Genomic DNA, 25,378 nt, shown 5'->3' with positions numbered 1-25,378 from the left:
CGTCGTCACCGCGGGAGGCGGTGACGACGGATGCCGGCCTCGGTTGCGGGCCGGTGACGGCGGCGGGGCGTGACGCCGAAGCGCCCCGCCGCCGTTCCCCGAAGCGCCCCTCCGCCGTTCCTCCCGTCCGGCGGAGTCACGAAAGGTCCGCCACCTGCCTGCCGAGGTCGCGCTCCACGCCGTCCGGCTGCTGCAGGCCGCCGTCGAGGAGCCGCTTCACCCGGTGCATGTTCTCGGGCCTGCCGGAGGTGCCGAAGAACGCTGCCAGCGCCGCACCGAACTCCTCGACCGGAGGCTGGGTCCCGGCGTCGACGAGCTCCTTCGTCTTCCGGAGCGCCACCGTGTCGAAACCGGCGATCCGGCGGGCGAAGGTGTCGACGAACTGCTCCAGTTCCGGTCCCGGAAGGACGCGGTTGACATATCCGTACGCCGCCGCGAGGTCTGCGGGGAAGTCGTCGGAACCCAGCAGGATCTCCAGGGCCCGCGACCGCCCGACCAGACGGGGCAGCCGGCCGGTGGGGTTCCCGCCGGGGACGGACCCGATCCCCACCTCGAAGTGCCCGAGGATGGCGTCCGGTCCGGCGAAGCGGATGTCGGTCGCCAGGACGAACTCGCTGCCGGCGCCACGGGCACGGCCGTTGATCTCGCTGACGGTGACGCACGGCACCCTGCCGAGCCGGTACATGTTGTCCGCGTACGGGTGCAGGCCCGAAGGCGCCGGCTTCATGGCGGCCACGCGCGAGCGGTCCGACAGCATGTCCCAGTGCGCCATGAAGAAGTCCGGGTTGGCACTTCTGAACACGACGACCGACAGCTCGGGGTCCTGCTCGATACGGGTGATCAACTCGGCGAGTTGCTCGACCGAGTCGGGGTCCATCAGGTTGATCTCTCCGTTGGAGAAGGTCACCCTCCAGTAGGACGGGCTGACTTCCTGGACGGCGAACTGCTCGTCTGTGCTCATGGGACCGGTCCTTGTGGGATTGGGGACGTACACGGGCCACGGCCTCGCTCGAGGCCACGTCCCGGAGGTGCCTCCGTGCGGGGCCGTCTCCGCACCGCTCCGGTTCACGCGCGGCCTCTGGAACGCGCCGGGTACGACCGTGGAGGGCGGTGCGCGAAGCGTTGGCGCCCGGTCCCGCCAGATCATCCGGAAGCCCGAGTTGTCAGTATTTCACTGGTTTCGTGGGCACGCATCCGGCTCGGCCGCCGCGCCCTCCCGCGCCCGCGCGGCGCGGGCCGCCTTCCTTGGCCGCCGGGTGCCTCCGACCGGTCCCCGGGGAGCGGGACGCGCCCGTCCCGGTGCGTCAGAGGACACGTCGGATACGGATCGGCCCCCGGGCCTCGGCCGGCTCCACCGGGCGGCCCGCCTGGGTGATCTCCACCTCGCCGGCCGCGACGAGTCTCCGGGCCGCGGCTCGGGCCGGCTCCATGAGCGCGCGCCAGCCGTCGCCGTCGCCTTCGTAGACCGCCCGCGCGGCGTCGGAGGGGCAGATCGTGGCACCCGGACGACGGCGGCCCAGCAGCTCCAGGATGGTCCGCTCCAGGCGTCTGGCCGTCCGGTCCTCGATGTCCGTCACTCCGCCAGTGTCGCAGCGTCGTACCGGCGGCGCCGGGAGCCGGGGCGAGGTCCGCCCGGCTCGGCACGTCTCACAGGTCCAGGACCACCGGCCCGGACGGCGTGGAGCAGCAGATGAGGACGTTGCCCTCGGCCGGCGGCTCGACCGGTCCGGGCTCGTAGTCCACGGCCCCGGAGAGCAGGCCCAGTTCGCATGTGTGGCAGACACCCGTGCGGCACGACCACCGGACGGGGACGTCGCACGCCTCGGCGAGTTCCAGGAGCGACCCCTGGTCCTTCTCCCAGCGGACCGTCAGCCCACTGCGTGCGAAGGAGACAGGTGTGCCGTCCTGCGGCATGCCGTCCGGCCGGTGCGGCGCACGGCCCGGTCCGGGCTGCGCCACGCCGGGCGTGAGGCCGGCGCCGGACCCGAATGTCTCCGTGTGGACGCTGCGCGCGTCGAGACCCGCCTCGCCCAGTGCTTTCGAGGCCTCGCTCATGAAGGCGGCGGGTCCGCAGATGTACACGTCGGCTCCACCGGGGAGCTCCAGGTCCTGGATCCGCCCGGCGGAGAGCCTGCCGGTCTCGTCGTAGTCCGTCCCTGCCCGGTCCGTGCCGGCCGGCTTGCTGTAGAAGATCCTCGTATGGGCGTCGGGCAGGTCCCGCAGCAGACGGCGGGCCTCCTGGGCGAACGGGTGCTCGGTGCCGTCGTGGGCACCGTGGAGCCACCAGACGGGCCGCGGTGACCGTTCGTGCGCGAGGGCGTGCAGCATGGCCATCACGGGTGTGACCCCCACTCCGGCGGACATCAGCACCACCGGGTCACTTCCCGGCACGAGCCGGAAGCTGCCGCGGGGTGCAGCGACGTCGAGGGTGTCCCCGACTCCGACGGAGTCATGGAGCCGGGTGCTGGCCGAGCCGTGCGGTTCGCGCTTGACGCTGATGCGGTAGGCGTCGGCGCCGGGTTCGCCGGACAGCGAGTAACTCCGGATCAGTGGAACGCCGCCGCCCTCGGGGGCGAGCCGCACCGTCAGGAACTGCCCCGGCGCGGCAGCCGGCAGTGCCGAGCCGTCCGGTGCCGAGAGGTAAAGCGATCGGACCGTCCGGCTCTCCGCCCGGACCGCCGTGACGGTCAGGGGGCGGAAGCCCGGCCATCCGGGCGCGGGGGACGCCGCGGCCTCGCTCAGCCCCACGGCGCCTGTGGAGCCCGCCGCACCCTCGCCGTCCGCCGCCTCCAGCAGCGCCCGCATCGACCCCTGCCAGCCGGGGCTGAGGGCGGGGATGCGCAGCGCGCGCTCGACCTGCTCGCGGGTGTGTCCGGGGAGATAGAGCACCCCGTCGATCTCCTCGATGGTCATCCGCTCGGGCCCCGGGGCGACCTTGACGATCTCCTGACCGGCCTCGATCTCGCCCTCCCGCAGGACTCGCATGTAGAAGCCCGGCCGCCGGTGGGCGACCAGCAGTGCGGCCATCCGGGGCTCACCCACGCGCAGTCCCACTCGGTAGCACGTGACGCGCGGCTGGGTGACTTCGAAGAGGGCCTCGCCGATGCGGTACCTGTCCCCGACGCACACCTGGTCGTCGGGCAGGCCCTCGACGGTGAGGTTCTCCCCGAACCCACCGGCGTCGAGGTCGCCGCGCCCGAGCTGTCTCTTCCAGAAGTCGTAGGAGGCGACCTGGTAGACCAGCACGGCGCGTTCCTCACCCCCGTGTCCGCCGAGGTCGCCCTGGCCGTCGCCGTCGATGTTGAGGCGGCGCACCATCCGCGGACCGCTGACGGGCCGCTTGTAGACGCCTGTGTGCACGGTCCGGCCGCGCCACGGCACGTCCGCGGGCATTCCGACGTTGATGGAGACCAGCCTGCCCATATCGCTCCTCCTTACCTCCGGTGGAGGCGAGGCCGTCGCGGGTCACGGCTGACGTCGGCTGAAGCGCGGACGGCCGAGCCGGGCGTGCCGGAGGGGCCGCCCGTTCCCCGCGTGGGACGCCGGAACGGGGCCCCGTGGCGACCAGGGGGTCAGATCACTCCTGTCACGTTAAGCCCGCTCACGGTGGGCGGCAACAGCCTCGGCCGGGCGGACGGACGAGGACGGGCCGGAGGCCGCCTCCCGCACGGCACACGGGCGGAGCGAGGCGGCGGCCCGCCTCCGTCCCGCCGTTCGTCTTCCACCCGCCGTCGGCCTACCTTCGCCGTCAGCCTTCCTTCGCCGTCAGGCCGCTGAGTGCCCGCTCGACCGCCTGCTGTACGAGGACGTCCTCACGCCTGGTGCGCCGTGCACGCCGTCGGCGCGCGAGGACGACCGTCACGGCGGTGCCCGCGACCAGCACGAGGACCAGCAGCACGGGCGTCCACGGGACCGCCCACCCGTGAGCCGTGACCTCGACCGGATCGAGCGGTGTGACGGACCCGGACGCGTCGGTGAGCGAGGGCGTGAGGGTCACGGTCGCGGCGAGCCTGAATGCGGGTACGACGCCGTGGACGGGCACCGTCACGTGGCGGCTCTCGCCCGGCAGCAGCCCGGGCGGCGCGGGGATGGGGGCGGCCCCGGTCCGGAACCAGCCGAACGGGCCGGAGACGGAGGCCTTCTGCCGTCCGGACAGGATGGTGTTCCCCGTGTTGTGGATCGTGTAGCTGAGGGTGGCGTCGCCCTTGCCGAACGGGTTGAGCGAGCCCTCGTAGTCCACGTGGGCGTCCTCGATCGCGAGGTGCGGCTTGAGCGCGCCACCGACCCGAAGTTCGATCCGGATCCCGAGACGGCGTTCCACGTTGATGCCCTGAGCGACGTCGGGCTGCTTCAGGGAGGTGAGAATGCCGCCGACGTAGTCTCCGGGCGTGGCGTCGGCGGGCACGTCCGCCGTGAACGGGATGTCGGCGGTCCTGCCGGGCGCGATCCTGACGGTGGTGACCCCGGAGCGGATCCAGGCGCCGACTCCGACGGACTTCTTGTCCCTGGTGAGCAGGTCGAGCTGTCCCGTGCCGGTGGTGTAGCCGTCGGCGGCGTAGACGGCGAGTTCGAGTGACGTTCTGCCGTGGTTGGCGACGACCATGGAGTCCTTGATCTGCCCGCCGGGGTTGACGGCGTGGCTGAAGCTGGACCGGTCGTCACCGTAGCTGTTCGTACCGGTACGCACCGTCCAGGTGGCGTCGCCGTCTGCGGCGCGGGCGGCGCCCGCTGACAGGCCGGCGAACGCGAAGGCGGCGAGCAGCGCCGGCACGACGATGCGGGCGAGGCTCCGGCTGGGGGCGGATCGGTGCGTGACGGGCACGTGCATGTGGGGTTCTCCTGGAACGGGAGGCGGGACAGGCCCCGGAGAGGGCCTGCCCCGCCGGTGGAACGGGTTCGATCAGCTGCTCAGCGCGGTGATGGTGAGGGTGGCGCGGTAGGCACCCTTCTGCACGCTGTCCGGAATCTTCAGATCCAGGTCGGCGCCGAGGCGGGCCGAGCCGCGGGCGTGGCCCTGCTCGGCCGAGCCGAGGCCGCGCGAGACCGACAGGCCCTTGCCCTTGTCGTCGTAGCCGGATGCCACGGGGTCACCGGCCCTGGCACCCGCGCCGCCGTCGAGGACGTACGGGGTCCATCCGAGGCCGGCGCCGGAGAACGTCTTGCCTGCGTCCTGGAAGTCGCTCACGTTGGCCGAGACCGACCACGGGGAGAGCGAGCGGCGGCTGTCCGAGACGAGGAGCGGGTTGATCCTGCCCGTGGCCTCGAAGTGGTCGCCGTTGCGCTCCTTGGCGGTGCCGAGGTCGACCAGGCCGTTGTAGCCGTCGATCGTCCAGCCGAACTCACCGGGAGCCGGGTTCGGCACGTTGACCTGGAGGGACTGGCCGTCACCGTGGTACGGGTGCACCGTGACCTTGTCGACGATCGAGCCGACCGGCTGGTTCTCCGGCGTGTTGTTGCACCAGTTGCCGTTCTCGACGGACGGGTTCGGCGCGGCGCACGTGCCGCTGCGGACGTCCTCGAGGACCAGCTTGTCGGCCCTGACCTGGACCTTGACGTAGCTGCGGACGTGCTCCTGGTTCTCCACGGAGTTGTACCAGTGCTTGTCGGGGTCCAGCGGGTCCGGGCCGGTCCCATTGGGGTCCTTGTCACCGGGGTTCGGCTTCTCGATGTCGTAGTACTTCGAGCCGGACGCCGTGTTGGCCGTCACGTAGAGGACGCCGCCGGGGCCCGGGTACACCTCGGCCGCGCCGGGCTGCTCCGCGGGGTCGGCCTTCCGGCCGTTCTTGATGAGGTAGCTGCGGGAGTAGCTGTGGTCATGACCCTGGAGGACCATGTCGACTCCGAGGTCGGAGAAGGCGGTCGTGAAGTCCTGGCGCCGGATCCTGTTGTCGTTGTCCTTGGAGTGGTCGGCGGCCGAGTAGATGGAGTGGTGGTAGACGAGCACCTTCCACTTCGCCTCGGAGCCGTGCTTGTTGATGACGTCGGTCACGTACTTGACGTGGGCCTCGTCGCCGCCACCGCCCGAGGAGGGGTTGTAGCTGTTGCTGTTGAGGTCGATGAACAGGACGTCCTTGTGGATGAACCAGTAGTCACCGCCCGACTTGCTCCCGGTCGGGTTCCCGTTGTCGTAGTACGGGGCCGATCGATCGGTGTTCGGGGTGAAGTGGTGCTGCTCGTACGCCTTGCCGCCGACGTCGTGGTTGCCGATCGTGGCGACCAGCGGGTACTGACGGAGCTGGTCGGGCGCCAGGAAGGAGTTCCACTGGGCTTCGTTGTTGGCGCTCTCGACGTGGTCACCGCCGGAGACCAGAAGTTCGGCGTCCGGGTTGGCCGAGGTCGCGATCCTGAGGGTGTCCTCCCAGCCGGCCTGGTCCTTCAGCGCGTTCCCGGAGGCACCGATCTGCGGGTCGCCGAGGAACAGGAAATCGTAGTCGCCCTCGAAGTCCTGCGTCTTGAAGGAGTAGACCGGCGACCAGTTGCCCTGGGAACCGACACGGTAGGAGTATGCCGTGTTCTCCTTGAGGTTGGTGATCGTGGCGTGGCGGTTGAAGCCACCGCCGGCGGTGGTGTTCGCCGCGCCGGTGGCGGCGAAGGAGGCCGCACTGGGCGGGAGTTCGCCGTTGACGAGTTCCGCGGTCGGGGAGACCTGGAGCGTCTGGGCCGTGTCGGCCGACGAGTACCACGTCACCGTGCGCTGGGTCTCGTTCGCGCCGACGCCGAGAATGATGCCGGTGAGTGCCGCGGGCTCGGCGGCGGTGGCGGGGGACGCCAGTCCGCTGCCGAGCGCGACGGACACGCCCAGGAATGCCGCGGTGACCCCGGTGGCCACGCGGCGCCGCACAAGCCCGGAGGCCTGTGTCGAGGTGCTCAAATTCATCGAGTCTTCGTTCCTTTTGTGCACGGGGTGTGCATGTGATGACCTCGTAAAGGTGCTGTGCCCCGGTGAACGCATCGCGAATTCAGTCTCCGTTCCGGCTGAACTTCGCGATCAGCCGCAAACCGTCCGACCTGCGGTGATGTCAGGAATCACGCGCCGAGGAGACGTTGCACGCACCACACCGTCCCCATGACCGCCACCCCCGCCGAGACCGCCGCCGAAACCCGGAGTCCGGCCGCCGGGGCACGTCTGCGCAGCAGCACCAGCAGGGGGAAGACGACGGCGATGATGGTCAACTGCACTACTTCGATACCGACGTTGAACACCAGCAGGGACCACAGCAGCGTCCACGACCAGGCCTCGTCGATGCCCAGCGCACCCGCGAAGCCCAGGCCGTGCACGAGCCCGAAGCAGAACACGACACCGAGGCGCGTCCAGCCCGCGCGGTCCAGGCTGAAGTGCCCGTCCCCTGACGGTTCGAGAGCCGTGGCGTCGCCGCCCGTCCTCCGGATCCGCCAGAGGTACCAGCCCGCGACCACGGCGATCGACAGGGCGATCACGGGTTCCACGGCGCGCGCGGGGACCTCGACCAGGCCGAGGGCGGCGAGCATGAAGGTCACCGAGTGTGCGAGCGTGAAGCTCGTGGCAGCGAGCACGATCTCGCGCGGCCGCCGCGACCCGACGATGAGCGCCAGCAGGAACAGGATGTGGTCGATCCCGCTCAACAGGTGCTCGGCACCGAGGCGGAAGAACTCCCAGAAGCGCTCGAACCGCGTCTGTGCCGTCGAGAAGGACGGGTGAGCGGCATCGAGCGCGGCACTGCCCGAGTGGCCGTCGATCGCGTACGTGACGATCGTCTTGGTGCCCTTGACGAATCCCTCGGCATCGGGGAACAGCCCGCTGCGCACTTCGTGTGCCCGGCTGCCGCCCGCACAGGCCCAGTCGACCACCAGCCCGGCGTACGGCACGCCCTCGCGCCGTCCCATGGTGAAGCCGCCGCTCTGCCGTGGTGCGCAGTCGACGCCGTCCGACGTCAGCGCGAAGTGCGTGCCGACATAGGCCATCGCCGATTTCGCGTGGGCGTCCAGCGCCGCCGCCTGCCCCGCCGTGTCACCCGACTCGAATGCCGCGGTGCCGGCCCGGAACAGCGGGTCGTCCTTCTCGGAGTCCGCGGCGGACACGACGAAGAGGTCGTACTCGAGCTCCAGTGACGTGCGTATGCGGCCGTCGTCCCGGGACGTCACGTCGGCGTAGACGGTCGAGGTGAACCCATGGGCGGACGCCGGCTGGGCGGCGGTGCTCAGGATGGCGATCAGTACCGCGGCGACACCCACGAGGGTGCGGCGGACGTGCTGTGACATGGTGCTCCTTCAGGTCGCCTGTGCACGCTGCATGCCACGGATGAACGGAAACCGGCTGCTCAGCGAACCGTGGAACAACATGCGCGAGAACGGCACCGGAGGAGGAAGCGGGCACGGAATCGGATAGCAGGATGGAGCCGCACCATCCACACCACCCGGAGGACGATCGCCTTGCGCCCCCACCTTCCGTTCGTCGCCGCACTGGCGGCCGCCGCCGCGCTGGCCGCCGGATGCGGCTCCGGCGACGCGTGGTCACGACCGCATCCGGAACCCGTCGCCGTCGGCACCCTCGGCCCGGAGTTCGTCGACCGCGCCTCACCACCCGCCCCCGAGGCGACCGTCACGCCGCAGCCCGGCTCCTGGAGTGGGGTGCACCCCTCGAAGGACTACCGCGTGGTGCTGCTCACCGCGGGCGACGACCGTCCGACGAAGGCACTCGTGAAGGCCGTCGACGACTGGGCGGACGACGAAGACGTCGATCTCAGGACGGTGGCCGCCGACTCCCCGGCCGACTACATAGCGAGCATCGTCGAGGCCATGGACATGGATCCGGACCTCATCGTCACAGCGGGGAACGACCTGATCGATCCCCTCGCGACGGTCACCCCGAACCACCTGGACCAGCCGTTCCTCGTGGTGGGCGCGGAGCTGGCCGAGCCCACCCAGAACGTGACGGCGGTCGACTGGTCCGGCGCGTCGTTCCGGGGCGAGGGCCTCGGCATGTCCTCGACGTACGACGCCGCCTCCTTCACCGCGGCACGCTGCGCCGCGGCCGTCAGAGCGGGTGTCGCGGCCGTGCTCAGCGACCTCACCGGGATAGTGGTCTGGCTCGACGCGCACTGACGGACGCCCCGGCCGGACGGCCACCGACGCTCCGGACCGAGTCGCCACGGCTGTCCCGCGAACTCCTCGATACGCGCCAACTCGGCGCCGGATGCTTGATTTTGTTCGTAACGCAGTTCTTTCGAGCATCTATTGACATGCAACTGGCGTCACGGCCAGAGTCGTCCCCGCCAGTGCTGCCGGTCGACGCATCGAGGAGTGTCCCGCCATGCCCAGAATCCCCGCCGTCTCACGCCGCTTGCTGCTCGGAGGAACACTGGCCACCGGGGCCGCCGCGGCGGGCCTCCGCCCCGGCTCGGCCGCTGCCGCGGAAGCGGTACCGGCGGAAGCGGCTGCCGCCGCCACCCCGGGACGCCGTCCGGGCCAGAAGTCGATGATCAACGTGCCGTTCGAGCCGCACAGGACGGTCCGGGTCGGTGTGATCGGGCTCGGCAACCGGGGCTCCGGCATGACCACGGGCTGGTCCGTGGTTCCCGGTTGTGTCGTCACGGCCGTCTGCGACATCCGAGCGGACCGCGCCGCGCGCACGGCCGACGCCCTGGTCGCGGCGGGCAAGCCCCGCCCCGCCGAGTACGGCGGATCGGCGGAGGCGTACACCGAGATGCTGCGGCGGGACGACATCGACCTCGTCTACGTCGCCACCCCGTGGGAGTTCCACTTCGAACAGGGCAAGGCCGCTCTCCTGGCCGGGAAGCACGCGGTCGTCGAACTGCCCGTCGCGACCGAACTCCACGAACTCTGGGACCTCGTGGACACCTCGGAGCGCACTCGCAGAAACCTGATGTTGTCGGAGAACTGCAGCTACGGCCGCAACGAGCTGGCGATGCTGAAGATGGCGCACGAAGGACTCTTCGGGGACGTCACGAACGGCCACGGCGGCTACCTCCACGACCTTCGTGAGCTGCTCTTCTCGGACACGTACTACACCGACGCGTGGCGGCGGCGCTGGCACACCCGGAGCACCGCCTCCTTCTACGCCATGCACGGACTGGCGCCGATCGCCGCCGCGATGGACATCAACCGGGGCGACCGGATGACGACGCTCAAGGCCACGGCGACCGCTCCGAAGGGGCTCGCCGACTACCGGGAACGCTTCGTGCCCAGGTCGCACCCGTCGTGGCGCGAGACGTACATCAACGGCGACCTGGTCAGCTGCGCGATCGAGACGGCCAACGGCAGGACCATCAGGGCCGAGCACGACGTGAGTTCGCCCCGCCCGTACAGCCGGATCAACTCACTCGCCGGCAGCCGCGGCATCTTCGAGGACTACGCCGGCACGTCGGCGACCGGCGGACGCATCTACGTCGAACCGGATCACGGCGGCCATTCCTGGCGGGACTTCGACACCTACCTCAAGGAGTTCGACCACTGGCTCTGGAAGAAGATCGGCGACGACGCCGCGAACAACGGCGGCCACGGCGGCATGGACTACGTACTCCAGTGGCGCACCGTGCAGCTGATGCGCGCGGGACTGGTGCCGGACATCGACGTGTACGACTCGGCCTCCTGGTGCGCACCGGTCCCACTGAGTGTCATGTCCCTGGAAAAGAAGGGCCGCCCGGTCGCGGTCCCGGACTTCACGCGAGGCAGCTGGGTCAACCTCCGCTCCGGCCTCGACTCGCGCAGCACGGACATGCCGCCCGTGTCATGAGCTTCCGACGCGGCCGCGTCTCCCCCGCTCACCCGCTCTTCCCCCACTGCCCCACGCCCCTCTGTGAATCGAAGGAGCACGTGATGAGACCAGCACAACGGTTCGCTTCGCTCAGAACACTGGCGGCGGCGGTCGCGGCGGCCGGCGTGACGGCCCTCATGCCGGCCCAGGCGACGGCGTCCGCCCAGGACGTCCCGCCGGCAGCCGCGGCCACCGAGGTGACCATCGCACCCGTGGACCTCGAAGGGCCGACCGTCTCCGCAGTGACGGTCACCGTCAAGAACCCCGGTCCCCAGCGCCTTCGGTCGCTCCAGGTCGCCTTCTCCGGGCCGAAGGGCTGGGCGGTCCAGCCGTCCGTGCGCAGCGTCGACGGTACGCTCGGGGCCGGCGCGTCGGCCGAGGCGTCCTTCCGGATCCAGGTCCCGGAGAGGCGCCCCGGGTTCGTCATCCGTACGTTCACGGCGACCGCGACCTACCGGGGCGGGGACGGCCGCGGCACGGCGACCGGCATCCGCACCGAGCGCTCCGGCTCCCCGCAGGCGAATCTGGCGGCGGCGTACAACAACGTCGGCATCACCGACGAGTCGGCGACCGGACCGGGCGACTACGACGGCGAGGGGAACAGCTTCTCCGCTCAGCGGCTGGCGGCGGCCGGACTGACGCGCGGCGCGAAGGTCGACGCACTGGGAGCCGAGCTGACCTGGCCGGACGTGGCCGCGGGCACGAAGGACAACGTGTCCAGCGGGGGCCAGGCGGTGAAGGTCGCCGGGAAGGGCGGCAAACTGGTCTTCCTCGGCTCGGGTGTCACGAGCGGCGCGACGGGGACCGCCACCGTGTACTACACCGACGGCACGTCGAGCAGCGGGACGTTCGGCTTTCCCAACTGGTCCTTCGACCCGGCCGACGCGCACGGCGCCACGCTGGTGAGGTCGACGGACGGGCGCAACCGTCCGGACGGCTACGGCAACGCCACGGTGGAATACCGGGTGTTCGCCCACTCGATTCCACTCGACCCCTCCAGGTCGGCCGAGTTCGTGGTCCTGCCCGCCAATGCGAACATCCACATCTTCGACATGGCGATCGCTCCGTGAGCGGGTGACACCGCGGATGCGACGAGCGGTCGATCCGCGGCGGCACGCTCCCCGGGACGGATGGCACGGCCCGCACGTCCCGGGGAGATCGGCCACGCCATCCACTCAGCGGAGGGCCATCCGGCCGGCCACACGGGGCGCACTCGTATCTCCACGCGGTCCGGCCGGCGATGCACGTCCCTTCCCACCCCCGAGGCCGATCGGAGACGTACTCGGGGGTTCGCTCAGACCCGCACCGAAGTCGCGTGGCGGTGCCCGATCCCGTGCTCGTTGAGCGGGCCCGTGCTCAGACCGCGTCGGCGGCACTCCGCCAGCAGAGCGGGGAGCGCGCCCAGCGTCGCCCGCCATGCGCCCGGCGCACTCCACCCGTCCGCGTCGTGCAGCAGCACGGTGCCACCGCCGGACAGGTCCGCGAGGACCGAGGCCTCCACCGACCGGGCGTCGGCGTCCGCCGTCCAGTCACGGCCCCACGACGACCACAGCACCGGACGCAGCCCCGCGCGGCGGGCGGCGGCCAGGCGGCCGCCGCTGAGGATCCCGTACGGGGGCCGGTACCACTGCGGGTCCGTCCCGCAGATCCTGCGCACCGCGTCGGCCGTCCGGGCGACCTCGCGGGCGTCGCGCAGCGGCGCGGGGAACCAAGGGCGGTCGTGATGCCACCCGTGAACCGCGACCTCGTGCCCCGCCGCCACCAGGGCCCGGCCGAGGGCGGGATGGTGCTCCAGCGACTCGCCGACGACGAAGAAGGTGGCCCGCACGTCGTGATCGGCCAGGGCGCGCAGGAAGTACGGGGTGCTGGCCGGATCCGGCCCGTCGTCGAAGGTCAGCGCCACGTGGTCGGGGCGTCCGCGGCCGTCGAGCCCGGGGCTGAGCCTCCTGCGCACAGGGGGCAGCCAGGTGGCGGCAGGCCCGATGTGCCAGGCCGCCAGCAGGCCGGACGCGCACGCCGCCACGCCGGCCGCACGGCCCGCACTTCCGATGGCACCACGTCTCACCATCGCTGTGCCTCCTTTCCCGACACCAGGGGTGACCGGCTCAGATGTACGCACGCGAACGCGATGAGCAGGAGCGAAGCCAGCTCCGGAAGCACCCGCCAGCCGAGGGAGATGCTCTCGTCGAACAGCGAGACGCCCAGGATGACGCTCAGCAGTGAGTCGCCGAGCGTGAGCGCGGGCTGTGACGCGGCGAGCGATCCGGCCCGCAGGGTCGCCTGCAGCATCAGGAAGGAGGCCAGGCCGACGGCGGCGCCCGTGTAGAGCTGCCACGCGGTGAACAGGTCTCCCGGCCCGTCGGGCAACAGGCCCAGTGTGTCCTTGATCAAGGCCGCGGTGAAGGAGAACCCGATGGCGGTCACCGTACCAAGCACCGCAGCCCGGGCGGAGCCCTTCCGCCGTATGCCCACGATGATCAACGCGGCCGACACTGCCGCCGCGGGCACGGCGCTGACCAGCCATCTCCCCGGCGGCACGGTTTCCGTGCCACCGCCCGGACCGGCGAGCAGGAGGAAGGCCGCCAGACCCAGCGCCATCGCGAGGAAGGCCGCCCAGGTACCGGCTCCCGGCGGCCACCGGAACACGACCGCGGCCAGGATCAGCGTGAACAGGAGTTCCGTCGTCATCACGGGCTGCACCACCGCCAGCGGGCCGGCCGCCAGGGCGAGCGCCTGTGCCACACCCGAGACGGCGAGCAGCCCCGCACCCCAGCGCCAGACCCGGAGCCGGACGAAGCCGAACCGGCCGGCCGGGCGGCCCCCGACGGACGCGGACCCGTCGGTCGCCGCGGCACGGCGCTGGAGGACGGAGGCCGCCGCGTTCCCCAGTGCGGCCACCAGGGCCAGCACGACACAGAGGACGATCATGTGCCGCCGCCGCGCCGGGCCGGGCGGCCGGGCATCGGCTCAGCCAAAGCGCATGGCCAGCCTGCGAAAGAGATTCGGCGCCATGCCCTGCACCCGGGCGGGCGCGCCCAGCCAGCGCGGCACGGTGATCTGGTCCCGTCCGCCGGCCAGCGCTTCCTCGACGGCCGCCGCGACCCGCCCGGCTGGCACCGGCCGCGGCCAGGAGCGTGTGTAGGGGGCATCGCGGCGGGCGAAGAACGGTGTCGCCACGGGCCCTGGCTGCACCAGGCAGAGCTGGACTCCCGTGCCCTGGAGTTCGTAGCGCAGGCTCTCCGCGAAGGGGATCAGCGCCCCCTTCGTCGCCGCGTACGCCGCTTCGCCACGCACGCCGTACCGTCCCGCGACGGAGCCCAGCAGGACGAGCCGGCCCGAACCGCGGGCCACCATCTGCGGCAGGACGAGACGGACGAGGTGGAGCACGGCACAGACGTTGACGTTCACCAGGCGGTCGATGGTGGCGGGTGTCATGTCCGTGTACGCGCCTGCCCAGCCGAGCCCGGCCGCGGCGACGAGGGCGTCCACTCTGCCGCTGTGCGCCAGTGCCGCCTCGGCGAGCCTCCGGCAGCCCTCCTGGGAGCCCAGGTCCATCGGCAGCGCGGTTCCGGCAGTACGGGCGGCGACCGCTCCGAGCCGGTCCTCGTCCCGCCCGCTCAGCAGCAGTTCCCACCTGCCGTCGGCCGAGAGGCGTGACGCGACCTCCGCACCGATCCCGGACGAGGCACCGGTGATCAGCACGACCCGCCGTCCGCTGCGGGCAGGCCGCCCGGCCCCGGGCGCCGCGTCGCCGGCTGCGGGGTTACTGCGAGGTGGGGGGCTCGCGCGCATGGGCTTTCCGTCCTCCGTCGCCGCCGACAGGCGAGCTCCTCTCCGAGCCCGCCGACACCGGACCGTCCTGACTCATCCTTCATGGAACGGACCCACCGGCAAACGCGCGTGACCGCTTCGGGCTAACGACGTGACCTGTCCGGATGTGGCACACCTGCCGTTCTGCGAGGAATATTCAGGAATGAGCAGGTTCCTGCTAGTCAGTGCCAGCATGGGTGCGGGACATGACGCCGTCGCGCACGAACTGGCCGGGCGGTTGCGCGCCGCCGGCCACCGAACCGCGTACGTGGACTTCCTGGACATGCTGCCCGCAGGTGGCGGCCGCGGGATGCGCGCCGCCTACCGCACGGCCGTACGCCGCTGCCCGTGGGCCTACGAGGCGGTCTACTCGGCGTTCTTCCGTGACCGGGGGGCTCGGGTACCGGGCGGGTGGAGGGGCTGGGCGCCGGACACGGGGCCGCTCGCCGCCGCCCTCGCGTCCCGTCTCCTCCGCGTCGTCGGCCAGTGGCGGCCGGACGCCCTCGTGCCGACCTTCCACCAGGCCGCCCAGATCACCGGGCGGCTCCGTACCGCCCACGCCACCGGCTGCCCGCCCAGCGCGGTCGTGGTCACCGACTTCGCCGTGCACCGGCAGTGGCTCCATCCGGGGAACGACCTGCACCTGTGTCTGACGGACACCGCCGCGGAACGGGTCCGCGCGTCGACCGGGCGCCCTGCGGAGGTGTGCGGTCCGGTCGTCCCGGCGGCCTTCACCGCGGCCGCCCGGCCGCGTCCGGGCGGACAGCCGCCGTCCCGGTGGGCGCGCGAAGTGGCGCGGCAGGGCGGGGGCCGGCCGGTGGTGCTGGTGTCGGCCGGGGCCTGGGGGGTGGGGCGGGGGCTGACCGAGACGGCACGCCTGCTCGCGGGCGCGGGTCATCTGCCGGTGCTGCTGTGCGGCAGGGACGAGGGCCTTCGGGCCCGCGCGGCCCGGCTCCCGGGCGTCCTCGCCCTGGGCTGGGTCGACGACCTGCCCGGCCTGATGGCGGTGTCGAGCGCCCTGGTCGACAACGCGGCGGGGCAGACGGCCGTGCAGTCGCTCGCCGCGGGCGTCCCCGTCGTCGGATACCGGCCGATTCCCGGACACGGCGCCGAGGGGGTCGCCGAGATGGCCGCCGCGGGCATCACCGAGCGGGCCTCCGACCGGGACGCGCTGCTCGGCGCGCTGAACCGCCTCACTCTCCCGGGTCCCGAGCGGGAGCGCCGGATCATCGCCGGCCGGGCCGTCTTCACCGCAGACCCCGCCGTGCTGCTGGCCCGGTGGGCCGATCCGCGTAACCGCCCGGAGGCCGTCGCCGCAGACGAGGGCGGGAACCGGCCGGCCGTACGGGAACGGCGCGGGACGGCCGGTGCGTGACGGCTGCGGGACGAGGACCCCACATGTCGGCGCGACGACGCCGACTACAGACGGATGACGACGAGCGCGACATCGTCGGCGGCGCCCCCGGCGATACCCAGTCGGTCCAGCAGCGAATCGGCGATCTGGGCCGGGGTGAGGGTGCTGTCCTGGGCAAGGGCTCCGGTCAGCCGCGCCAGGCTGACGTCGATGTCCTCGGTACGACGCTCGATGAGGCCGTCGGTGTACAGCACGAGGGTGTCCCCGGGGGTGTAGGCCAGACCCGCCTGGGGACGTGGGACGTGGTGCAGGCGCGCCCCCAGCGGTGGATCGGTCGCCTTGTCCAGCAACTCGTGGGTGCCGTCAGGGTGGAGCAGGACCGGCGGCGGGTGTCCCGCGTTGCTGTAGATGATCAGACTGCTTCGGGTGTCGACCAGCACCTTGACCGCGGTCGCAGCCGTCGCACCCTCCAGGGACCGGGCATAGAGCCCGAGGACTTCCAGGGCCTGCGCCGGGCTGGGAATGGCACGGATGACCGCGCTCAGGGCGCTGCGGAGCATACCCATCACCGCCGCGGCCTGCAGCCCGTGACCGACGACGTCACCGACCGCTGCCGCGAAGCGGTCGGGCGGCAGGTCGACGACGTCGTACCAGTCCCCGCAGACGTTCAACGACGTCGTCGCCGGCAGATAGCGCACGGCGATGTTGTCGTCGTGCCGGTCCAGGTCCGGGACGGTGAGCATCGCCTCCTGCAAGGTGACGGCGATCTGGCGTTCACGGGCGTTGGACTCGCGCAGCTTCTGGTTCAGCCTCTGGAGCTCGCCGGCCCGGGTGTACAGCTCGGCCGCCATGCCCTTCTCCCGGTCGGTGAATTCCTCGGTGAGCCGGCGCGCCCGGCGTGAGTGGACGAAGGCCGTGACGTCCTCGGCCCGTTGGACGACCCACTTCACCTTTCCGTCGGGACCGCGCAGGGGCGTGTGAATCGCGGACCACCAGCGCTCCTCGAAACCGCCCGGCTCGCCGGGAGCGGGAATGTCGTAGCGCTGGAGCACCAGGGTGTCCGGCTTCCCCGTCTCCAGGACCATGCGCATCGACGCCTTCAGATTCCCTTGCGCGTCCGAGGCGGCACCGGGGCGTTCGGGGAGGGCGTCGAAGAAGTACCTGCCGATGAGCTGGTCCCGGGTCCGCCCCGTGCTGTGCAGGTACGCCCGGTTGACGTAGCAGATACTCAGGTCCGTATCCACCATCACGTAGGGGCTCGGCGTGGCATCGAAGAATTCCGTGAAATCAATGTCGATCGTCATCACGCGCTCTCCATGGCCGTGGAGGGCTGCCTTCTCCTCCAATCTACGCGCGATCCGCCGGCCGGGCTCGGGTACGGGAACGGCCTGCGGGCCTCGCGTGTGCCCCGCCGTGGTGTGTCACCGCGCCGTGATCACGATGACGTCGTCGTCCGCGCTCCACCGGCGGACGGTCGCCTTGGAGGGATTCACGTGGACCCGATGGCCCGGACGGTCCCGCGCACCGTCACGGGTCCGGAATCCGATGGCGCACTCCCCGCGCCGCGAAGCCGATTCCACGACCGAGGCGAACGAGGCGTGGCCGCCCTCCCGGACGTAGTCGCCGGACGGTCTGAGGTGGATCCCGTTTCCGCCTGGGGCGAGCAGGCTCTCGAACACGTCGGCGAGGAGCCAGTTCTGGGAGATCTGCGCCATCAGGAGCCCGATCAGCTTGCCGCTGACGACGAAGTCGGCGCCCGGGCCCACCGGTGCGATCGATCTGTTGCGGTCGTCGGTCATCTCGGTGACCACGGAGACCGGGCGGCCCGATCCCTGTTCGAGGGCGCGCAGGAGCAGCAGGGTGACCAGTGCCCGGTCGTCCGGGGATCCGGTCCCGGCCGGGTGGTCGGCCCCCAGGACGATGACGCCGTCATATGCGGACGGTGTCAGGGCGTCCACCGTGCCGGGCAGCGTCGGATCTCCGCGGTGGAAGGCGACCTGCAGGCCGGTGGCCTCGGCGGCCCCGCTCCGCACCTCCTCCCGCGCCGCCTCGGTGTTCTCGGTCACCACGTGGAGCACGGTGCCTGCCGTCGCGTGCCCCGACAGGTGGTCGACGATGCGCCGCGCTCTGCGGTTCCACCCGAGCAGGAGCAGCCGCTCGGGCCGCGACGGCGTCACCGGGCCCGACACGATCACCGACTCGTCGAAGGCGACCGGCATGCCGGTCGCCGACGCCGTGCCGTCGTCCCGCGCGATGACGACGAGCCTGTCACCGGGGCGGACGACCGAGTCGCGTGCCGGGTTCAGACGCACCGCTCCGTCCGCCCCCACCAGGCCCACCACACTGGCGGTGGGATAGGCCGGTACCACCTGCCCGAAGGTGCGACCGGCCTGCGCCCGGGCGTCGACGACGTGGAACTCGTCCCCGGCGAAGTCGAACAGCTCCTGGTAGACGAGAGAGAGCCCTGGCTGCCGCACGCACTGTGACACCAGGCGGGCGGTGATGTCGTCGACCTCGATTACCACCGAATTCGCTCCTGCGGCAAGCCGGGCGGCGAGCCGGTAGCGCTCGTCGCGCACCACGGCCACGATCCTCACACGGCAGTCGTCGCCGACCAACGCCCGCAGCGACAGGAGGGTCTTCACGACTTCCGCGTCCTCGTCCGGTTCGTCCCGGGGAAGCACCAGGACGACGTCGGCCGTGCCGGGGCTGACCCGTGCGAGTGCCACCGGGTCGGTGGCACGTCCGTTCCGGCAGATGATCCGGGTACGCCCGGTGTCACCCACCTCGGCGCTCAGTTCCTCCTCCATCTCGGTCTTGTCCAGGTCGGCCAGCACCGCGATCGCTCTGCGCCGCCCGCTCGTGTCGGCGGCGACGAGCTCGGCCGCCACCGTGTGGATCTGCGCCGACCAGCCGAGCACCACGGTGTGTCCCCGCTCCAGCACCGTGGAGTGTCCCAGCCGCAGCGCGATGAGTTCCTCGGTGATCGCCGTGGTGATGAGGCTGACGAGGGTGGAGACGTAGAAGAGGGCCACCAGTGCCAGCAGTACGGACAGGGCGATGCGCAGGGGTGAACCGACCTCGCCGCCCAGTCGGAGCGTCTGCCCGACGGTCCGCCACACCGCCGCGACCTTCGCCCACGGCGCGGGAGGCGCGCTGTCGTCCGTCCACACCAGGACGGAGCTCACGGGCACGACGATGGCCAGGCAGGCGACCGCGAGCCAGCCGATGAGGGCGGCCACACCGCCGGTCAACGTGTTGTCGAACCAGTACCGCGCGTGATCGGTCCACGGAAGCCGGTGAAGGTCCTCGGGCTTCTGGCGCACCGCGCTCGGCGGAACGCGCTTGGGCTGTCGTTGCCTGCCCACCCGGGCGCTGCCGGCGTGAAGGCGCCGGTCGGTACCACCTCTTGTCCTCTGCACAGCAGCAGCGTGAGTAATCGGTGTCCCCGGCACGTGGATATCCGGCCGGGGTTCATCCTTTCGGGATGCGTTGCCAGGGGCACGTGCGGGTCGGCGGGGGCGCACCGGCGGACGAAGTGCGTCGGCGACGTCGGTACGGGGTGCCGGACCCGGTCCGGCAGGGAACACGGCCGGGCCTGACGACCTGATGTGCGCACCCGGTGCGAAGGCCAGATCGGCATCAGCTGCATCCTGCGCGGGCCGTTCCAGAAGGGCTGCCTCGGCTACTGGGTCTCGTCCCTGCACGAAGGACACGGGCGCACGAGCCGTGCCGTCGCCCTCGCATTGCGCATTGCCGAGGAGGAATTGCGGCTCCATCGCCTGGAGGCGCACACCCAACTGGAGAACCTCGCGTCCCAGGCGATCCTCCGCAAGCACGGATTCAGCCCCTGGGGCATCGCCCACGACCATTTCCACGCCGACGGCACCTGGCGCGATGAACTGTTCTGGAAAAGAAGCTTTCTCCGGCCGATCGTTCCCCTCGCTCCGAAGCGGGCACGCGCAGCTGACGTACGAAGTCCACCGGGAGGCGTTCCCGTGCTCATGAAAAAGGTTCACACGGCTGGAATTCGTGTGACAACACGACTCTGCATGTCATTGGGCGAGTCTCTGATCCGGCACGGACATCGGGTATTAGCGTCGCGTTCCATGGCCTCCCCCACCCGGTTCACCCTGACCGAACACTCCCCCACCCTGTGGCGCGTCACCTTCAACAATCCTCCGGTCAATCTCGTCGACTCGACCATGACGAGCGAACTCAACGAGGTTTTCACGCGTGCGGAGAAGAGCGACCGCGTCGCCGTCATCGTCTTCGACAGCGCCGACCCCGAATTCTTCATGGCGCACTACGACCTGTCGGCCAAGGACGAACTCGATCACGTCCTCGCCCACCCGGAAGAAGTCCATCCCTACACGGCGCTCCTGACCCGTCTCACCAAACTTCCCTTCGCCACCATCTCCTCCATCAGGGGAATCGCGCGCGGCGCGGGGAGTGAGTTCCTGCTCGCCACCGACATGCGCTTCGCCAGCCGCGAGAAGGCGATCGTCGGTCAGTTCGAGATCGGCATGAGCGCCATCGCGGGCGGCGGTCCCGCCACACGCCTGCCCGGACTGGTCGGACGGGGCCGGACCTTCGAGATCCTCTACGGCGGCCTCGATATGGACGGAGCACGCGCCGAGCAGTACGGATACGTGAACCGTTCCTTCCCCGACGGTGAACTCGACTCCTTCGTGGACGAGTTGGCGTCCCGCATCTCCTCCTTCGACCTGCAGACGATCAGGGACATCAAGCGCTTCGTGAACGTCGCCACCCTGAGGCCGGACGCCGAGTTCAAGGACCAGATGGACGCGTTCTGGGCCGCGGTGAACCGCCCCGCGCAGCAGCACGTCGCGGGCAAGCTGTTCGAGGCAGGTCTCCAGCAGCGAAGCGAACTGGAACGCGACCTCCCCCACTGGGTGACGCGCTTCCAGTACCGCGCCGTCGGCGAAGGACAGTAACCCTCCTCCCGGGCGGGCGTCGTCGGCCCGCCCGGACCTCCCGACGTCGTCGCCCGGGTCGCGGAGGGTGCCCCGGCACGTCGGCGCCCCGTTACCTCATGACGTCCGCTCCGCCGCGCAGCGTGCGCGTCGTGCCGGCACCCCGTGCGTGCGCGTCGAGCCGGCACGACGCGCTGAGGTGAGCACCCGCCGGTGACCCGGCCGGCCGGGTCAGTCAGTCCCCTAGGAGTCATGATGGCTGTTGAAATCCCCCCATTGATCAAGCCCTCACGGCTGAAACGTCGAGGAGGGCTGCTCGGCGAGTGCCTCGCGGAATTCCTCGGCATGTTCGTCCTGATCTCCTTCGGCTGCGGAGTGGCGGCCATGGTGGTCGCGGCTCTGCCCGGCTCGGGACGTACCGCGGGACCCACGACGAGCTTCCTGGCGGCGGGCGACTGGATCGTGCCCTCACTCGGCTGGGGCCTGGCCGTGACGTTCGGCGTCTACGTCGCCGGAGGCGTCAGCGGTGCGCACCTCAACCCGGCGGTCACCCTCGCCTTCGCGGTACGCCGCCGCTTCCCCTGGCCGAAGGTCGTCCCTTACATCGCCGCCCAGGTGGTCGGCGCCTTCGCCGGTGCCGCGCTGGTGTACGCGGTCTACCACGACGCGATCAACGCGCTGGACCTGGCGATGAAGGGGCCCAAGACGAACGGCCACACCCTCGCCACCTTCTCCATCTTCGGCACCTTCCCCGCGGCGTACTTCGACGGAGGCATCTGGGGCCCGTTCGTCGATCAGGTCGTCGGCACCGCCTTCATGCTCATGTTCGTGATGGCGATCATCGACCTACGCAACCCCGCGGTGAGGGTCTCACTGGGACCGGTCCTGATCGGCCTGGCGGTCACCGCCATCGGCCTGTCGTACGGCGCGAACGCCGGATACGCGATCAACCCGGCGCGCGACCTGGGCCCTCGCCTGTTCGCCTGGGCGCTGGGCTGGCAGGAACTCGCCCTGCCCGGCACCCTGCAGGGCGCCTTCAGCGACTACTTCTGGATTCCTCTCGTCGCGCCCCTGGTCGGCGGAGTCGTCGGGGTGCTGCTCTACGACCTCTTCGTCGGGGACGTCCTGTTCACCCGTACGCAGCTGGCCAAACCGCCGGAGGTCGGCTGCACCCGGCCCGTGACGAGTTCGAAGGACTGACACCCCGCACGCGGTCCTGCATCGCCCTGGCCCGCCTGGCCCGCCGGGTCTCAGAAACCCAGCGGTCCGGCTGCCGACCGATGCGGGATCGCACCCGCGGCGGGCACGGGCCGCATGGGTGCGCCGACGGCGATTCCCCCGTGCCCGGTGCTTGTCGCCGACGCCCCCTGGCCCGACGATGGGAGCCACGCCGGCAGGGACGGGAGGGTGAGTTGACGGACCCCTGGGTGGCACTGCCCGCGGACGCCGACCCCGGCGCCCGGCTCGGTGAACTGCGCCGCGCACATGAGGTGTTCACCTCTGGCGGCAGGCTGGAGACACCGGTTCGGTCCGTGGTCGGCCAGTCCTGGCGACGATCGGCCCGAGCACGGGTGAGCCCGGACGGTGCGGCCCTGGTCGAACTGCCCGCGGACGAACTCGGGCCGTACCGGGACGCCCATCCGCTGGCACGCGTCATGCCGATGATCCGGGAACTCATGGGTGCCTACGCGATGGACGGAGAGCATCTCCTCGCGGTCTGCGACGCGCACGGCCGGCTGCTGTGGGTGGAGGGGCACGCCAGGGCACGCCGGCGGGCGGAGCGGATGAACTTCGTGGAGGGCGCCCGCTGGGCCGAGTCGGAGGCCGGCACGAACGCGCCCGGCACAGCCCTCGCGGTCGACCGCCCGGTCCAGGTGTTCGCCGCCGAGCACTTCCTGCGGCCGGTCCAGCAGTGGACGTGCGCGGCGGCCCCGCTGCACGACCCGCACACCGGCCGGGTGCTCGGCGCCGTCGACATCACCGGAGGCAACGGGCTCGCGCACCCGCACAGTCTGGCGTTCGTCCACGCCGTGGCCCGGGCCGCCGAGTCCCACCTCGCGCTCGTCGCACCGGAACCCGCCCGGGCCGCGGTGCGGCTCTCCGCGCTCGGCAGGGACGAGGCCCTCCTCGTGCTGGGCGGGCGCAGGATCCGGCTCAGCCGACGCCACAGCGAGATCCTGGTCACGCTCGCCCTTCACCCCGAGGGGCTCGGTGGCGACGAACTGCTGATCGAGCTGTACGAGGCCGAGTCCGTGCCCCCGGTGACGTTGCGGGCCGAACTCGCCCGGCTCCGCCGGCTTCTGGGACCCGAGTCGCTGGGCTCACGCCCGTACCGGTTGCGCGCGCCCGTGGACGCGGACTTCGACACGGTCGCCCGCAGGCTGGACTCCGGTGCGGTGGCGGCGGCCCTCGGTGCGTACGCAGGCCCCTTGCTGCCGCGTTCGCAGGCGCCCGCCGTCGTCCGGCTGCGCCGCAGGATCGCGGACCAGCTGCGGGCGGCGCTGATCGCCCGGGGCGACCCCGGCCTGCTCGCCGACTGGGCGTACAGCCCGTGGGGCACCGAGGATCTCCCGGTGTGGCGGGCTCTCGCCGCGGCGGCTCCTCCGGAGCGGCGCGCGGCCCTGCTGGCGAGGGCCCGGGGACTCGACGCGGAGCAGCGCGCGTAGGGCCCGCCCCGCAGGCACCGCTCACCGGCGCTCCGTGCAACGGCGTTGCAACGTGCCGCTGCCTAGCCTCGGGCCGAGGGCTGTCCAACGGCGGGCGGCACCGGATCCGGGAGGCCACAGAGATGACCCGTTACGCTGCGCCGGGCACCGAGGGTGCCATCGTCTCGTACGAGTCCCGCTACGACCACTGGATCGGCGGGGCCTACGTCCCTCCGGCAGGTGGCCGGTACTTCGAGAACCCGAGCCCCGTCAACGGCCGTCCGTTCACCGAGATCGCGCGCGGGACCGCGGAGGACGTCGAGCGCGCACTGGACGCGGCCCATGCAGCGGCCCCGGCCTGGGGAGCGGTCTCCGCGGGCGACCGGGCCACCGTCCTGCACCGGATCGCGGACCGCATGGAGGAGAACCTGGAGGAACTGGCGGTCGCCGAGAGCTGGGAGAACGGCAAGCCGGTGCGCGAGACCCTCGCGGCGGACATTCCGCTGGCGATCGACCACTTCCGGTACTTCGCCGGTGCGCTGCGCGCCCAGGAGGGTTCGCTGAGTGAGATCGACGACGACACCGTCGCGTACCACTTCCACGAGCCGCTGGGTGTGGTCGGTCAGATCATTCCGTGGAACTTCCCCATCCTGATGGCCACCTGGAAGCTCGCGCCGGCGCTGGCCGCGGGCAACGCGGTGGTCCTCAAGCCGGCCGAACAGACCCCGGCCTCGATTCACGTCTGGATGAGCCTGGTCGCGGATCTGCTTCCGCCCGGCGTCGTGAACATCGTCAACGGATTCGGCACGGAGGCGGGCAAGCCCCTCGCGTCGAGTCCCCGGGTCGCGAAGATCGCCTTCACCGGCGAGACCACGACGGGGCGGCTGATCATGCAGTACGCCTCGGAGAACCTCAAGCCCGTCACGCTCGAACTGGGCGGGAAGTCGCCGAACCTCTTCTTCGACGACGTGTGGGCGCTGGACGACGACTTCCGCGACAAGGCCCTCGAAGGATTCACCATGTTCGCCCTCAACCAGGGCGAAGTGTGCACGTGCCCGTCCCGGGCGCTGATCCAGCGCGGGCACTACAGCGAGTTCCTGGAGGCGGCCATCGCCCGCACCGAGCAGATCGTCCCGGGCCACCCGCTGGACACCGGCACGATGATCGGTGCGCAGGCGTCCGACGAGCAGCTGCGGAAGATCCTCTCGTACCTGGAGATCGGACAGCAGGAGGGGGCGAAGATTCTGACAGGCGGTCAGCTCGTCGAGCACGGGGGCGAGCTGGAGGGCGGCTTCTACGTCCAGCCGACGATCTTCGAGGGCGACAACCGGATGCGAGTCTTCCAGGAGGAGATCTTCGGACCGGTGGTCGCCGTGACGTCCTTCTCGGACTTCGACGACGCGATCACGACCGCCAACGACACCCTGTACGGACTCGGGGCAGGCGTCTGGACCCGCGACACCAACACCGCCTACCGGGCGGGCCGGGCCATCAAGGCGGGCAGGGTCTGGACCAACTGCTACCACGCCTACCCGGCCCACGCGGCGTTCGGCGGATACAAGCAGTCGGGGATCGGCAGGGAGAACCACAAGATGATGCTGGAGCACTACCAGCAGACGAAGAACCTGCTGGTGAGCTACTCGCCGAAGAAGCTGGGCTTCTTCTAGACACCTGCGAAAGGGCGCCTGACCCGGGGCTTCGACCCGTCAGGCGCCCTTCCCGGCGTACCTCCAGGCCATGAGGCGAAGTGCGGGGAAACGCAACACCGTCGACCGCACCGTCAACGGCCTCAACAAGCATCCGTGCCATAGCCGCGCACTACGAGAAACGTGCCTGCATCCACCGCGGAACCGTCACGCTCGCAGCACTCGTCATCCGA

At 71.1% G+C, this 25,378-nt stretch carries 19 protein-coding genes and 1 pseudogene; 9 read left to right on the top strand and 11 right to left on the bottom strand.

All coding sequences use genetic code 11. From position 1 onward, the window contains the following. Positions 1–136: 136 nt before the first annotated feature. The 6 genes from ACFYY2_RS09625 to ACFYY2_RS09600 all read right to left on the bottom strand — a co-directional run bounded on the left by ACFYY2_RS09625 (position 137) and on the right by ACFYY2_RS09600 (position 8,238). Positions 137–961: an enoyl-CoA hydratase/isomerase family protein gene (locus ACFYY2_RS09625; protein ID WP_388739424.1), complete on the bottom strand. Its 825-nt coding sequence runs from the start codon at positions 959–961 to the stop codon at positions 137–139. 343 nt (positions 962–1,304) lie between these two features. Then, positions 1,305–1,577 (bottom strand): DUF3253 domain-containing protein, encoded by a 273-nt coding sequence (locus tag ACFYY2_RS09620; protein ID WP_388739421.1) that lies wholly within the window; start codon positions 1,575–1,577, stop codon positions 1,305–1,307. Positions 1,578–1,647: 70 nt separating this feature from the next. Continuing rightward, positions 1,648–3,423 (bottom strand): MOSC domain-containing protein, encoded by a 1,776-nt coding sequence (locus tag ACFYY2_RS09615; protein ID WP_388739418.1) that lies wholly within the window; start codon positions 3,421–3,423, stop codon positions 1,648–1,650. A gap of 325 nt (positions 3,424–3,748) precedes the next feature. Continuing rightward, positions 3,749–4,828, bottom strand: a complete 1,080-nt coding sequence (locus tag ACFYY2_RS09610; protein ID WP_388739415.1) for a DUF916 domain-containing protein — start codon at positions 4,826–4,828, stop codon at positions 3,749–3,751. 72 nt (positions 4,829–4,900) lie between these two features. Continuing rightward, a complete protein-coding gene (locus ACFYY2_RS09605; RefSeq protein WP_388739412.1) occupies positions 4,901–6,877 on the bottom strand; it encodes a fibronectin type III domain-containing protein in 1,977 nt (658 codons plus the stop codon). 149 nt (positions 6,878–7,026) lie between these two features. Then, the gene (locus ACFYY2_RS09600; protein WP_388739410.1) at positions 7,027–8,238 is read right to left on the bottom strand and encodes a HupE/UreJ family protein; all 1,212 of its coding nucleotides are present in this window, start codon (positions 8,236–8,238) and stop codon (positions 7,027–7,029) included. Between the two features lie 171 nt (positions 8,239–8,409). Between ACFYY2_RS09600 and ACFYY2_RS09595 the strand changes: the two genes are divergently transcribed. The 3 genes from ACFYY2_RS09595 (at position 8,410) to ACFYY2_RS09585 (ending at position 11,823) form a co-directional block, all read left to right on the top strand. Continuing rightward, entirely contained in the window at positions 8,410–9,081 is a 672-nt protein-coding gene (locus ACFYY2_RS09595; protein ID WP_388739408.1) for a hypothetical protein, read from the top strand. Positions 9,082–9,289: 208 nt separating this feature from the next. After that, a complete protein-coding gene (locus ACFYY2_RS09590; protein ID WP_388739405.1) occupies positions 9,290–10,732 on the top strand; it encodes a Gfo/Idh/MocA family protein in 1,443 nt (480 codons plus the stop codon). An 83-nt stretch (positions 10,733–10,815) separates the two neighbouring features. Further along, complete coding sequence (locus ACFYY2_RS09585) at positions 10,816–11,823, top strand: NEW3 domain-containing protein (protein ID WP_388739402.1); 1,008 nt, start codon at positions 10,816–10,818, stop codon at positions 11,821–11,823. A gap of 224 nt (positions 11,824–12,047) precedes the next feature. Here ACFYY2_RS09585 and ACFYY2_RS09580 read toward each other — a convergent pair whose 3' ends face one another. The 3 genes from ACFYY2_RS09580 to ACFYY2_RS09570 are packed head-to-tail and all read right to left on the bottom strand — an operon-like array spanning position 12,048 to position 14,545. Beyond that, positions 12,048–12,821, bottom strand: coding sequence for a polysaccharide deacetylase family protein (locus ACFYY2_RS09580; RefSeq protein ID WP_388739399.1), 774 nt, complete (start codon positions 12,819–12,821; stop codon positions 12,048–12,050). Further along, positions 12,815–13,681, bottom strand: coding sequence for a DMT family transporter (locus ACFYY2_RS09575; protein WP_388739396.1), 867 nt, complete (start codon positions 13,679–13,681; stop codon positions 12,815–12,817). The genes ACFYY2_RS09580 and ACFYY2_RS09575 overlap by 7 nt, the downstream gene beginning before the upstream one ends. Positions 13,682–13,720: 39 nt before the next feature. Next, positions 13,721–14,545 carry an SDR family NAD(P)-dependent oxidoreductase gene (locus ACFYY2_RS09570; RefSeq protein ID WP_388739393.1) on the bottom strand — a complete coding sequence of 275 codons (825 nt, stop codon included), beginning with the start codon at positions 14,543–14,545 and terminating at the stop codon, positions 13,721–13,723. A gap of 181 nt (positions 14,546–14,726) precedes the next feature. Here ACFYY2_RS09570 and ACFYY2_RS09565 point away from each other — a divergent pair, with 181 nt between their 5' ends. Then, positions 14,727–15,938 (top strand): galactosyldiacylglycerol synthase, encoded by a 1,212-nt coding sequence (locus ACFYY2_RS09565; protein ID WP_388739391.1) that lies wholly within the window; start codon positions 14,727–14,729, stop codon positions 15,936–15,938. 44 nt (positions 15,939–15,982) lie between these two features. Here ACFYY2_RS09565 and ACFYY2_RS09560 read toward each other — a convergent pair whose 3' ends face one another. Then, positions 15,983–17,221: a SpoIIE family protein phosphatase gene (locus ACFYY2_RS09560; RefSeq protein WP_388739388.1), complete on the bottom strand. Its 1,239-nt coding sequence runs from the start codon at positions 17,219–17,221 to the stop codon at positions 15,983–15,985. A 117-nt stretch (positions 17,222–17,338) separates the two neighbouring features. Continuing rightward, positions 17,339–19,339, bottom strand: a complete 2,001-nt coding sequence (locus ACFYY2_RS09555) for an NAD-binding lipoprotein (protein ID WP_388739385.1) — start codon at positions 19,337–19,339, stop codon at positions 17,339–17,341. A gap of 189 nt (positions 19,340–19,528) precedes the next feature. On the opposite strand from ACFYY2_RS09555, the pseudogene ACFYY2_RS09550 reads away from it, so the two are divergent. The 5 genes and pseudogenes from ACFYY2_RS09550 to ACFYY2_RS09530 all read left to right on the top strand — a co-directional run. After that, positions 19,529–19,750: pseudogene (locus tag ACFYY2_RS09550) on the top strand (GNAT family N-acetyltransferase); the annotation flags it as partial. A gap of 276 nt (positions 19,751–20,026) precedes the next feature. Then, positions 20,027–20,875, top strand: a complete 849-nt coding sequence (locus tag ACFYY2_RS09545; RefSeq protein ID WP_388740048.1) for an enoyl-CoA hydratase/isomerase family protein — start codon at positions 20,027–20,029, stop codon at positions 20,873–20,875. Between the two features lie 234 nt (positions 20,876–21,109). Beyond that, positions 21,110–22,054 carry an MIP/aquaporin family protein gene (locus tag ACFYY2_RS09540; RefSeq protein ID WP_388740043.1) on the top strand — a complete coding sequence of 315 codons (945 nt, stop codon included), beginning with the start codon at positions 21,110–21,112 and terminating at the stop codon, positions 22,052–22,054. Between the two features lie 212 nt (positions 22,055–22,266). After that, complete coding sequence (locus ACFYY2_RS09535) at positions 22,267–23,520, top strand: GAF domain-containing protein (RefSeq protein ID WP_388739380.1); 1,254 nt, start codon at positions 22,267–22,269, stop codon at positions 23,518–23,520. A 122-nt stretch (positions 23,521–23,642) separates the two neighbouring features. Next, complete coding sequence (locus tag ACFYY2_RS09530) at positions 23,643–25,166, top strand: aldehyde dehydrogenase family protein (protein WP_388739377.1); 1,524 nt, start codon at positions 23,643–23,645, stop codon at positions 25,164–25,166. The last annotated feature ends 212 nt before the right edge of the window (positions 25,167–25,378 follow it).

The organism is Streptomyces sp. NPDC001822 (genome assembly GCF_042892135.1).
GTDB lineage: Bacteria > Actinomycetota > Actinomycetes > Streptomycetales > Streptomycetaceae > Streptomyces.
Note: the sequence above shows the minus strand (reverse complement) of the source record. Positions and strands in the feature narration are given on the sequence as shown.